At 58.7% G+C, this 11,496-nt stretch carries 10 protein-coding genes; 4 read left to right on the plus strand and 6 right to left on the minus strand.

Features of this window, described 5'->3' with window-relative positions:
* Positions 1-52 precede the first annotated feature (52 nt).
* Positions 53-1,012, minus strand: coding sequence for a diacylglycerol kinase (locus CRD18_RS06305; protein WP_049192863.1), 960 nt, complete (start codon positions 1,010-1,012; stop codon positions 53-55).
* 224 nt (positions 1,013-1,236) lie between these two features.
* Between CRD18_RS06305 and CRD18_RS06310 the strand changes: the two genes are divergently transcribed.
* The 3 genes from CRD18_RS06310 to CRD18_RS06320 all read left to right on the plus strand — a co-directional run bounded on the left by CRD18_RS06310 (position 1,237) and on the right by CRD18_RS06320 (position 6,386).
* Positions 1,237-2,931: an FAD-binding oxidoreductase gene (locus CRD18_RS06310; protein ID WP_049192862.1), complete on the plus strand. Its 1,695-nt coding sequence runs from the start codon at positions 1,237-1,239 to the stop codon at positions 2,929-2,931.
* Between the two features lie 622 nt (positions 2,932-3,553).
* Complete coding sequence (locus CRD18_RS06315) at positions 3,554-5,137, plus strand: glycerol-3-phosphate dehydrogenase/oxidase (protein WP_049192861.1); 1,584 nt, start codon at positions 3,554-3,556, stop codon at positions 5,135-5,137.
* Between the two features lie 97 nt (positions 5,138-5,234).
* Entirely contained in the window at positions 5,235-6,386 is a 1,152-nt protein-coding gene (locus tag CRD18_RS06320) for a MalY/PatB family protein (RefSeq protein ID WP_049192860.1), read from the plus strand.
* A gap of 8 nt (positions 6,387-6,394) precedes the next feature.
* Here the strand turns inward: CRD18_RS06320 and CRD18_RS06325 are convergent, their stop codons facing one another.
* The 4 genes from CRD18_RS06325 to CRD18_RS06340 form a co-directional block, all read right to left on the minus strand.
* Positions 6,395-7,753 (minus strand): phosphatase PAP2 family protein, encoded by a 1,359-nt coding sequence (locus CRD18_RS06325; RefSeq protein WP_187406594.1) that lies wholly within the window; start codon positions 7,751-7,753, stop codon positions 6,395-6,397.
* Positions 7,754-8,033: 280 nt separating this feature from the next.
* Positions 8,034-8,900, minus strand: coding sequence for a 3-hydroxybutyryl-CoA dehydrogenase (locus tag CRD18_RS06330; protein ID WP_016423138.1), 867 nt, complete (start codon positions 8,898-8,900; stop codon positions 8,034-8,036).
* Between the two features lie 188 nt (positions 8,901-9,088).
* Positions 9,089-9,706: a hypothetical protein gene (locus tag CRD18_RS06335; protein ID WP_049189381.1), complete on the minus strand. Its 618-nt coding sequence runs from the start codon at positions 9,704-9,706 to the stop codon at positions 9,089-9,091.
* Positions 9,706-10,029, minus strand: a complete 324-nt coding sequence (locus CRD18_RS06340; protein ID WP_038629105.1) for a putative quinol monooxygenase — start codon at positions 10,027-10,029, stop codon at positions 9,706-9,708. The genes CRD18_RS06335 and CRD18_RS06340 overlap by 1 nt, the downstream gene beginning before the upstream one ends.
* Before the next feature lie 106 nt (positions 10,030-10,135).
* On the opposite strand from CRD18_RS06340, the gene CRD18_RS06345 reads away from it, so the two are divergent.
* A complete protein-coding gene (locus CRD18_RS06345) occupies positions 10,136-10,690 on the plus strand; it encodes a gamma carbonic anhydrase family protein (RefSeq protein WP_005510604.1) in 555 nt (184 codons plus the stop codon).
* 62 nt (positions 10,691-10,752) lie between these two features.
* Here CRD18_RS06345 and CRD18_RS06350 read toward each other — a convergent pair whose 3' ends face one another.
* Positions 10,753-11,460: an isochorismatase family protein gene (locus CRD18_RS06350; RefSeq protein WP_150960721.1), complete on the minus strand. Its 708-nt coding sequence runs from the start codon at positions 11,458-11,460 to the stop codon at positions 10,753-10,755.
* Positions 11,461-11,496 lie beyond the last annotated feature (36 nt).

The following is an 11,496-nucleotide window of genomic DNA, read 5'->3' on the forward strand; positions in this document are numbered from 1 at the left end:
GCCGTCGTCAAGCATGCAGGAAACGCTTGACGACGGGCACCCCTGCGCCCTTTTACGGACGGGGAACGATGTAGCGGCCAGCGCCCGGAACAATTTCGACGGTGACCGGCATCGGGAACATGAGGTCGCCGTCAGCGTAGGCGTTCATCTGGCGTGGCGGGCCGATGTATTCCACGTAAGCCTTCTTGGCGCGGTAGGTGCTGACCTCCCCGATTTTTTCAACGGTGCCGTCGAACACGGACTTGAAGGCCAGGGCGGCCTTGATGCGCCCGGCTTTGCCGATGACAGTGATGTCCATCAGTCCGTCGGAGTGGTCTGCGGACGGGCAAATCTTCATCCCACCGCCGTAAGAACGGGTGTTGCCGAAGGCGGCCAGCGTGATTGGATCTTCGAGAACCCGATCGTCATCGAGCGTGATGCGGAATGGTAGCGAGTGAAAAGCCAAGAACTCGCGGACGATAGCCAGGTTGTAGCGGTTGCGGCCATGCGGCCAGGTCATCTGATTGACGCGGTCGGAGACAATCGAGTCGAAGCCGGCACACATGATAGTGCCGAACCAGCGCTGCTCCCCTGCCTCATTGATGATGCGGCCGAGGTCAGTGGTCGTCCAGAAGCCATCGGCGATAACGTGAGCGGCATCGCGAGCATTGCCACGCGGCAGATTGTATTCGCGACCGTGGTCGTTTCCGGTGCCGGCCGGGATAATACCGAGGGGGATGCCGGTCTGTGCCTGCTCCTGCAGTGCGAGGTTAATCATGCCGTCGCCACCACAGACTGCCAGGGCATCAATTCGGCCGTCGGCGATGACCTCACGAATGAGCTTGCGGGCGTCGTCGGGGTTAGCACCTTGGAGAGCGATGACATCGATGCCGCGATCCGCGAACACCCGACTCGCCCGGGCGGACGCAATCTGCGAGGCGCCATGACCCGCGTGGGGGTTAGTGACCAGAGCAAGGGTACGAATCTCAGTTGTTCCCAGCGGGTAGTTGAGATCCTTGTCGTTAGCGTTCATCGAAGAAATACCTACTTTTACGTGGGCTTTTGACCGGTCAATACTGGCCTTTATGGGAGTGCGTTAATGCATCTAACTAAAGCTTACCAAGATTGATTGACATTTTTTGAGAAAACGTAACGTAATACCGCTATAATAAAAGATGTAAAGATGTGCTTCCGCGCAAGTTACATATAATTCCGCAGTTCAGACTCGCAGCACCGATGCCCAAGGAGAAGCTCAGGATGTCTAACAAGCTCACGATTCCGTACCGCATGCGCTGGTGGGGCTGGGGTGTTGACGGCAACGACAAGCCAATCACCACGGCCAGCGAGAAGCTACTGCAGCGCGAAATCGGTATGTCGTTGGACGCAAACAACCCGCCGCGCAACATCGCCGACGTCACCATCCCCAATAGTCGCCTCAGCGCCGAGGATATCGAAGCCCTGGGCGCTGTTGTCGGCGCGGATGCCGTCGCCACCGACCACGACACCCGCGTCAAGCACGCGGTCGGACGCTCCTACCCCGACCTGGTTCGCCTTCGCGCAGCCAAGCTCGATGTCGCCCCAGATGCTGTAGTGCTACCGAAAACTGAAAAGCACATCGAAGACCTGTTCAAGGTATGCGCTGAGCGCAAGATTGCAGTCGTCCCCTTCGGTGGTGGCACCTCGGTCGTCGGCGGCGTGGAGGCTGTTGACGGAGGCATGGGTAAGGCCATCGCAGTGTCCATGACCGCCTTTAACAAGATCATCGACATCGACAAAGTCGCTGGCACTGTCACCGCCCAGACCGGCGTTTTCGGCCCCGACCTAGAAAAGGAGCTGTCCAAGGCCGGCTTCACCGCTGGTCACTTCCCGCAGTCCTTCGAGTACTCCACTGTCGGCGGTTGGGTTTCCTGCCGCTCGGCAGGCCAAGAATCCTCTGGTTACGGTCGTATCGACCGCAACGTGATTGGCATGCGCGTCGTCACGCCAGCCGGCACCATGGAATTCCGCGACATGCCGTCGTCGGCATCCGGCCCGAACCCGCGTGAGCTTTTCCTGGGTTCGGAGGGCACCCTGGGCATCATCACGCATGTGACGATTGCCCTGAATCAGCGTCCACAAAAGGAGATGCTCTTCGACACCTACTTCTTCAACTCCTTTGAGGAAGCCGCCGAGGAGCTGCGCAAACTGGAGCAGAGCGGCAATATCCCGCACCTAGCACGCATCTCCGACGAGAAGGAGACGCTGTTCGGCCTCACTCAGCTGGGCTCCGCCAGCATGTCCGAGAAGGTCACAAAGTACCTGAAGCTGCGTGGCATCGACACCCCGTGCATGGTGATTTTTGGCTTTGCGCAGACGGATCCGGTCGGCGCCCGCGTCACCCGTGAGCGCCTGGCCGCTCGCCTGCTGGCCAAGAAGTGCGTCCGCATGGGCTCCATCCCGGGCATGGCTTGGGTTAACCACCGCTTCTCCTCGCCGTACCTGCGCGATGTCATGATGACTCGCCGCGTCGGCGTCGACACCCTGGAAACCGCCACCACCTGGGATAACGCCGCTACACTGCGCCGCGAAATCGCCTCCGCAATGGAAGCCGCTGGCGAGAAGCACGGCACCCCGGTGTACGTCTTCTGCCACATCTCGCACATGTACGAATCCGGCTGCTCGCTGTACTTCACGTACTTCTTCCGCGAGACCGAGGGCGAGATCCTCCAGCAGTGGATGGACATCAAGACCGCGGCGTCGGAGGCCATGATGAACTTTGGCGGCACCATCACGCACCACCATGGCATTGGCCAGGATCACAGCCCGCAGTACTACGAGGAGAACACCGAGTTGTTCGCCAAGGTCATGCGTGCAATTAAGGACGAACTCGACCCTGCTGGCATCCTCAACCCGGGCAAGTTGGCTACCGGTCCGCACTCCTTGGAAGAGCGTTACGACGGCAACATGATTTAACCCTGTTGCCGCCAGCCTCCGCTAGCGAGCTAGACTGACCAGTTCGCTGGCGTAGATTGCCGGTGACGTTGGGCCGTCATAAATAAACAGTGAAACGTAATCGTCAAGGGTAAAAGATTCAAGTGCTGCGGTCATTGTCGCTGTCGCTTCTTCCTGGGATTCCAAGCGAAGATGCCCGGATAGTGGGATGGTCGGCTCAATCGGTGCGATTTCGTCCGTGCGACCGCAAACAGCGTGGCGTTTTAAATACCTAAGCGTGCTTTTCTAGTTACGACCTGTCTGGGGTGGCACGGACTGGAGACAGCAGCAACACATTTGCAGCGATGGTGCAATAGCAGCGAAAGCTCGGTTCATGGACTCAGAGCGGTTGGACGCTGGGTGCATAGCCATCGAGGTGTCTCCTTCCTTGTAATCCCGGGAAATGATTCGCAACTAAGAAAGATCTCTTGAATCAATATCCGTGCCGGTCGTTGATAATGAACAACTTAGTCTATTTCTAAGCGCCTTGCAATGGGGTACGCCCGAAATAGTTCACACTCACTACGCACTCCACAACTTCATCACTTACGCCAGATAGTTTCATCACTATCACCGTCTTCGGGAAAGTCGAGGAAGAAAGACTATGACTGCCACGCACGCTCCTCAGCGCGATCGCTCAGCTGCGGTTTTGAACAAGGCTCGTCGGCAAGCGGACTTGAATCGTCTACGCGAAGAAACCGCTAAGGGCGACATCCCAGATCTGCTGGTCATCGGCGCCGGTATCACTGGTGTCGGCATCGCTTTAGATGCGGCGTCGAGGGGTTTGAAAACCGTTCTCGTCGAATCGAAGGACCTCGCTTTCGGCACCTCTCGTTGGTCATCGAAGCTCGCCCACGGGGGCTTGCGCTACCTTGCCAGTGGCAATGTCGGTATCGCTCGCCGCTCAGCTATTGAACGTGGTGCGCTGCTCGACGTCACCGCTCCGCACCTGGTGCATAACCTGCCACAGGTTGTACCGGTGATGGACAAATTCGCACCGTTGACCCGGGTTTTGCCGCGTTTAGGCTTCTTGGCCGGTGACTTTCTACGCATTATCGCTGGTACCTCCGCCACTACCCTGCCGTTGTCCCGCACTGTCAGTTCCCGCCGAGTCAGCCAGCTTTCGCCGACCGTCCGTAAGCGCGACGTGAAATTCGGCTACGTCAACTACGACGGTCAGCTGCGTGACGACGCACGCTTGGTCACCACTATCGCTCGAACCGCCGCTAGCTACGGTGCAACTATTCTGACCCGGGTGCGCTGCGAGAACGCCTCTGGAACGAGCGCCACACTAATCGACGAGCTCACTGGCGATTCCTTCGAGCTGCCGGCTCACGCTGTGGTCAATGCCACTGGTGTGTGGGCCGCAGACCTAGCGACGAACATCAAGATTCGCCCATCTCGCGGCACGCACCTGGTTCTTGACGCCGCGAAGCTAGGCAACCCTACCGGCTCTCTCACGGTACCGGTTCCTGGTCACACCAACCGTTTCTGTTTTGTCCTTCCCGCAGAGCACAACCGCGTCTACATTGGCCTGACCGATGAGGATGCACCGGGCCCGATTCCGGACGAGCCGGAAGTGCCGGAGGATGACATCGTTTTTCTGCTCGATGTCATCAACCAGGCACTCGAGGTTCCGCTCACTCGTGACGATGTCATCGGTGCTTTCGCCGGCCTGCGTCCGCTCATCGACGCCGGCGAGGCACACACCGCTGACCTCTCCCGCGAGCACGCCTTGTTGGAGGCCCCGAACGGCCTGATTTCCATTACTGGTGGCAAGCTCACCGAGTACCGTCTTATGGCTGAGCAAACCGTGGACAAGGTTGCGGAAAAGCTTGGTGTTTCGCTTGCTCCGTGCTCCACCCGCACCATCCCTGTGCTGGGCTCCGAGCCAGAGGAGCTCGACCGCGCTCGCACCGCCGCCGCTGCTGGCCGTATCCCGATGCCGCTGTTTAATCGCTACGGTGCCGAATCCTTCGAGGTCATCGAATCCTGCCCGCTCGACCGAGCGCTTGACCCGGTAGCGGAGGGTCTCGATGTCACCCGCGCCGAGTTCGCCTGGCATGTGACGCACGAGGGAGCTCTCAGCGTCGACGATATTCTCGATCGCCGCACACGGTTGGGGCTGGTCAAAGCTGATCGCGAAGCTGCCCTGCCAGCTGCTGAGGAGGCACTGAGGCTAGCCTAGCGCTGGCCATTGCCGCGGCTGCTTCTGATGTGGCCGTAGCTACTGGATAAAGCGGGGAGTCTTCGGACTTCCCGCTTTTTCTGTATACACGGAAACTATGAGTGTAAATAACGCTGTCACCTTCCCCTCCCTCGATGAACTCCGCTCCCGCAGGACAGTCAAATGGACCGCATATTCACCGGACGTGCTGCCACTGTGGGTCGCCGAATCCGATGCCACAACCTGTCCTGCCGTCAGTGCCGCAATCGACGAGGCGTGTCAGCGCGAACAATTCGGATACCTCTCGCAGGACATCACCGCGCTTACGACCGCAACCGCGGACTTTTCTGCACAACGCTACGGATGGCGCCCGAACCCCGACAATATCTTTGCCGTCGCTGACGTCGTCCGCGGTGTCACACTCGCGGTTGAACGCTTCACCCGCCCCGATTCCGCAATTGTCGTCCCCACTCCCGCCTACATGCCGTTTTTCCAGGTAGGTCCCGCGCTGGGACGCGAGACAGTGTGCATTCCCACGCTTGCCGACGGCCCGGATCTCGGCGCCCTCGAACGCGCCTTCGCCGACGGTGCCGGTTGCCTGATCTTGTGTAACCCGAATAATCCTCTCGGCTTTACCTACTCCCCCGAAAAACTTCGTGAGATTACTGATTTAGCCGCTCGCTTTGGTGCGCGCGTTATCTCAGACGAGATTCACGGCCCAGTTGTTCTAGATGGCACTCACACTCCAACCGCGTCGGTGTCGGATACCGCGGCGGCCGTGACTATCACGGTGACTGCTACCTCGAAGGGCTGGAATACCGCCGGCCTCAAGTGTGCGCAGATCATCTTTAACGACGAAGATGCCAAAACCTGGCTGGAGCTGCCCTTCATTGTTCGCGAAGGCGCTTCTATTCTTGGTGTCGCCGCGGCCACCGCCGCCTACAGCGATGGCGTGCCCTGGCTGGACAATTTTGTCGATGTCCTGCGCACCAACCGTGAGACTCTGCGAACACGTTTGTCCACTATTGCGCCGCAGGCTCGCTTTACCCCACCGCAAGCATCATTTTTGGCGTGGTTGGACTTGGGTGACGTGCCTGGTGTTGCCAGTGAGGACCCAGCTGCGTGGCTGGTTGAAAACGCCAAAATAGCACTCAACCCCGGCTTCGCATTCGGCGAAGGCGGGGCTGGGCATGTGCGGCTTAACTTTGCGACCTCCCCGGAAATCCTCGGTGAGGCCCTGGACCGTCTTGACGCGGCCCTGCGCTTGTAGTTGACGTTTTAGTTGGTGACAGTGACGCTGCCGTCGGCGTTGACAACAACGTTGGCGGCCAGAGCGCGAGCCAGGTTCATGCGAACGTGCTGGCCCTCACCGTCAGTGCGATCGAGCGGGTAGCCGGATGGGATTGCGGTCTGAGCGAGGACGGAGCTGCGCTGTTCCTCAGTCAGCTGCGGGAAGCGGGTCTCCAGCAAACCTGCGTACCGCTTCGGAACAACAACTGGCTCGTTAGCCGGGCCAACCTGCTTGAAGTCGTAGGTCATGCGTTCGGTGTACTGCTGAACGGCAGCTGCGGTGCTCATGTACGGAGTGTCCTTGGCAACGCAGTTGGCGATGGTGTCGCTACAGCGGTACTCGAGCTCCGTACGCAGCTCATCCATGGCTTCTTCGATGAGTGGGCGGAACTCTGGGTCTGCCCAACGATCAGCTGCGGCCTGGTTGCCCATCATGCGGCCGCCCATAACGTCCAGCGGGTAGTGGACGCCCATGACAAGGCGAGAATGACCAGCCTCGGACGCACGCGCCTGAATCTGCGGTGCAACCTCCGGCAGCATCATAGCCAGCATGGTTGAAGTCCATGCAGCCTTGTTGGTGTGGCCCGACGGGTAGGACGGGGTGGTCGAGTACGGGTCGTCCTGACCTTCGCGGTAGTAGCGCTCGATGCGCTCCGGCGCCACCACAAATGGGCGATCGTAGCCGTAGACGTACTTCTCGAAGAAGGTCGAGCTGACCAGACCGCCGCCGCGAGCAAGGTTGCCGGACAGCAGGGCCTTTACCTTCGGCAGGCGATCCTCGTCGTAGGCATCACGGAAGTGCTGGCCCAGGTTTGCACCGAAAGCAGTGGAAATATTGGCCAGTGGGTCCAGGTAGTCGTCATCAAGAGCGAGTTCCTGTGCCTGCGGGTCATTCTTGGCAGCGTTGTTAATGCGGACGACCGTTTCGAGGTTCTGGTCCATAACCTCTGGGTGGTTCTTCTCCAGCTCCACGAAAGGATGCACAACGTAGAAGTAGAACCAGTTATCGGTGGCGGCATCCGACGGGTACGCGCGTGCAATCTGGTCCGGGCGATACGAGGTTGGCTTCGGCGCATTCGGGTCGGTGTTTTCACCGGAAGATGACGGCAGCGAGATGGAATCCGGGACCTCGAAGCCACCGCCGGGGAGCTTGATTCCATCTGGAGCTGCCACATTAGCTGGAAGATCAGAAACAGAGTCCAGGCGGTTGCCGAGCTCGGCCAACGGGTTGACCGGAGCTGCCACGGCCGTTGCCGGTGTAAGCCCCATTACAACTGCCATTGCTGCGGTAGCAGCGCCGACGCGAGTACGTGTTGCAGTGCGCTTGTGCGGCTTCAAAGAAGACACTGAAGCATTCCTTTCCAGATTGCTGCGTGGGAGGCACCAGTTGTGAAGTGCTCTATAAGCCAAGGTCTGACAAAATCTTCACTTATGTTAAGCGCACTGTGAGGTTTCGGCGCGTTGAAAAGAAACAAGTTTTCAAAATGCTAGGGCCAATCGTGGGAACTTTCCCCCTTAGACTCCGGGTTTTCACTGATAAATGCATAAAAGAAACCGGTTGGCGGGACAAAAGCCCGTCAACCGGTAAGAATTCAATACTCGCCCCAAACGGGGCTAAAAGCGTGGACTACTTGGAGTAGTCGTAGAAGCCACGGCCGGACTTGCGACCGAAGTGACCCGCCTCAACCATGCGCTTGAGCAGCGGAGGTGCCGCGTAAGTCGGCTCCTTGTACTCATCGAACATGGCATCGGCAATGAACTTGATGGTGTCCAGACCAACCATGTCGGCCAGAGTCAGCGGACCCATCGGGTGCGCACAGCCATTGACCATTCCGGCATCGATGTCTTCTGCAGTAGCAATGCCGTCCTGCAGCATGCGAATAGCGCCGAGGATGTACGGAACCAGCAGGGCGTTAACAATGAAGCCCGAGCGATCCTTAGCGCGAATGACGGTCTTGCCCAGCGCCTCGGAAGCGTACTCGTACGCACGCTCCGACTGAACATCACCGGTCGTCAGAGTAACGACATGCTCTACCAGAGGCAGAACCGGAACCGGGTTGAAGAAGTGCAGACCCATGACGCGCTCCGGGCGCTTGGTAGCTGCAGCAATGGACTGAATCGGCAGCGAGGAGGTGTTGGAAGCCAGGATGGCATCTTCCGACTCAACAATTTCATCGAGCTGCGAGAATACGCTGGCCTTTACTTCTGGGTTCTCCACGATGGCCTCGATGACCAGCTCACGGTCAGCGAAGTCTTCCAGCTTGGTGGTGAAGCTAATACGCCCCAGAATCTCATCACGTGCAGACTGCTCTAGCTTGCCACGGGAAACGGCCTTATCCAGCGACTTTTCAATACGGGCGCGACCGGACTCAAGGAACTCCTCCTTGGCCTCCCAGACCTTGACATCGCTACCGGCCTTCGCACAGACCTCAATAATTCCGGAGCCCATCTGACCGGCGCCGACGATACCTACTCGCGAGATACTATTTGCCATTGGCGTGTTTTCCTACCTTCTACTCTGGGTTATTAGCCAGCATTGTGCTTCATCCGAGTGCGCATTCGCTTGACGACGATCACAGCGCACTGGCTTTATTTACACGCTACTCACTTCCCCGGTTCCCCGGGCACGCTTTGCAGGACTTTTTACTTGAATTTCCCCCCCCCACGAGCTTTGGGCAGCGGCTAGTACTGCATACGTTTTTCCAGCGCCTGCTGAATATCTTCCAGCTGCTGCTGAGAAGAGCGTGCCAACTCTTGCAGGTCGTTTCCGCCATGCTTTTCCAGCTCTTCCCACTGTCCGAGCATCTTATCCAGGCTGCCTTCCATCAACGTCAGATAAGCCATATCTGCGTGTGGCCCCTCCTCGTTCTCGAGGCGAGTCATGGTGGCGGTGTCGAGCTTGGTCTCCGACGGATCAACATCGACGCCGAGAGTCTTGACTAGCTGCGCTTCCTCTTCAGCAAAGATTGGCTCCGCCTGCTGCGCAATCTTTCGAGTCTCTTCCGAGACCGATTCCTTTGCAATCAGCGTCTGCGATGCTGTCTTCAGCGCCGCAGTATCTGCCGCCAGCTGAGCCAAGTTATCCCGAATGGCGGCAGTGGAGGCAACAGCACTCTGCTCCTGGCTTGACTGATTCTGGCTACCCTCGAGGGCTGCCTCATCGCTATCTCCACAAGCACTGAGACCAACGACGAGAGCAGAGGCCAGCACAGCGGAGCCAATACGCAGGCCACGCCCAATCAGAGAATAGGTGTCGCTGCTGGAAGCGGCTGCGCTATCGCGAATGGTGTCAGAGGACATTAGTCGACCTGCAGCTCGCCCATGCGATCCCAGTCCTGCTTATCAGGCAGCACCTGCGAGACAATCTTCGGGGTCTCAGCGAGCAGCGGCTTCATCGCCTCCAGGCCCTTGGCGAAGTGCTCGGAATTGACGTGGGCTTCACCAGCGTCATCATCGAACGCCTCGACGAGGATGTACTGGTTGGGGTCTTCTACGCTGCGGGACCATTCAAACCACTTGTTGCCAGCCTCTGCGCGGGTGGCAGCGGTGAACTCAGCGACGTGGTCCATCCATTCGTCGGCAAACTCCGGCTTAACTTGGTAATTCACAACGATAAAAATCATGTCGCCCACTGTATGCGCGTCCAAGCAGAATTGCACCCTTCGACGAATAGAGTTTCGCTGAGAATTTTTCTTACGCTGACCTCAGGTGACAGTTATATTGGTTTGTATGATGAACACTCCGCTCATTCTCACCTACCAAGATAAGACCCCACGCATTCATTCCAGCGCCTGGATTGCGCCCGGCGCGGTCATTATCGGTGATGTCGAAATCGGTGCGGATAGCTCCGTGTTCTACGGTTCTGTTCTCCGAGGAGACGTCGCACCGATCCGCATCGGCCAGCGCACCAATATTCAGGACAACTCCACAGTCCATGTCGACCGAGGTGTGCCCACAATTCTCGGCGATGATGTCACCGTCGGACACATGGCCTTGGTCCACGGCACCACGGTTGAAAATGGTTGCCTCATCGGCATGAAGTCCACCCTGCTTTCGCGTTCCCGTATCGGCGCTGGCAGCCTCATTGCTGCAGGTGCCGTGGTGTTGGAAGATCAGATTATCGACCCCAGGTCGCTGGCTGCAGGCGTTCCCGCCAAGGTGCGTCGTGAACTCTCCGCCGAGGAAGCAGAGGGCTTCATCGCCCATGCAGGGCGTTATGTGGAAACAGCGTCCAACCACCGCCACCTCCGCGAGGTCGACCTGGATATGGTGACTTTTAACTAGGCGGCTGCCGAGGCGCCTAGCTAAGCGGCTAGGCGGATTGTTTGACGGTCAACGTCGCAGCACTACACCACTGTCGCGCCCGCCGCGGCCAATTCCGCTAGTGCAGCCTTGCCGCGCTCCGGGTCCACCGCCGCGGCCTGATTGCTCAGAACACGAACGGAAAAGCCCTCCTTGAGGCCATCGAGCACTGTGGCGCGGACGCAGTGGTCAGTCGCAACTCCCACCACATCGATTTCTTCGATGTCAGAGGCGCGGAGAGCGTCGGCAAGCGAAACGCCAGCCTCCGTTGTTCCCTCGAAACCGGAGTAGGCGGCGGCGTACTCCCCTTTTGTGACATCGATACGCACAGCAGCGGGGTTGAGCTGCTCAAAAAACGCGATGGCGCGCTGCATGCCGGGGTGAATCTCTGCGCCCGGGGTACCTGCAACACAGTGTTTCGGCCAGGTATCGACGAAATCCGGGGTTTCAGAGAAGTGCGTGCCTGGGTCGATGTGATTGTCACGGGTGGTCGCAAGAACCGAGTACTTATTCGCTGTGCCCGCAACATGCAGATATGTAGCGGTGTACGCTGCCTCAGCACCGTCGACGGCAAGTGCGCCACCCGCGGAAAAATCATTCTGAGCGTCGACGACTACCAGTGCCATGCGGGGGCGCGCCGGGCGCTGTTGTTCCTCGGAGTGGGCGTCGTTGCTGGTGTCTGCCCCGGTGCCAGCGTTGTCCGAGTTGTCCGCATTGACCTGTCGGTAGATTTCGGAGAAGGAAGCGTTCATGGCCTATATCTTGCCACGTGCCCACGTTCAGAGGAG

The organism is Corynebacterium sp. LK31 (assembly GCF_014335015.1).
Classification (GTDB): domain Bacteria; phylum Actinomycetota; class Actinomycetes; order Mycobacteriales; family Mycobacteriaceae; genus Corynebacterium; species Corynebacterium jeikeium_D.

What these genes read in the sequence shown, in the direction of transcription:
- CRD18_RS06315 (WP_049192861.1), top strand. Translation starts at nt 3,554, where the DNA reads ATGACTGCCACGCACGCTCCTCAGCGCGATCGCTCAGCTGCGGTTTTG.
- CRD18_RS06310 (WP_049192862.1), top strand. Translation starts at nt 1,237, where the DNA reads ATGTCTAACAAGCTCACGATTCCGTACCGCATGCGCTGGTGGGGCTGG.
- CRD18_RS06345 (WP_005510604.1), top strand. Translation starts at nt 10,136, where the DNA reads ATGATGAACACTCCGCTCATTCTCACCTACCAAGATAAGACCCCACGC.
- CRD18_RS06330 (WP_016423138.1), bottom strand. Translation starts at nt 8,900, where the DNA reads ATGGCAAATAGTATCTCGCGAGTAGGTATCGTCGGCGCCGGTCAGATG.
- CRD18_RS06350 (WP_150960721.1), bottom strand. Translation starts at nt 11,460, where the DNA reads ATGAACGCTTCCTTCTCCGAAATCTACCGACAGGTCAATGCGGACAAC.
- CRD18_RS06320 (WP_049192860.1), top strand. Translation starts at nt 5,235, where the DNA reads ATGAGTGTAAATAACGCTGTCACCTTCCCCTCCCTCGATGAACTCCGC.
- CRD18_RS06340 (WP_038629105.1), bottom strand. Translation starts at nt 10,029, where the DNA reads ATGATTTTTATCGTTGTGAATTACCAAGTTAAGCCGGAGTTTGCCGAC.
- CRD18_RS06305 (WP_049192863.1), bottom strand. Translation starts at nt 1,012, where the DNA reads ATGAACGCTAACGACAAGGATCTCAACTACCCGCTGGGAACAACTGAG.
- CRD18_RS06335 (WP_049189381.1), bottom strand. Translation starts at nt 9,706, where the DNA reads ATGTCCTCTGACACCATTCGCGATAGCGCAGCCGCTTCCAGCAGCGAC.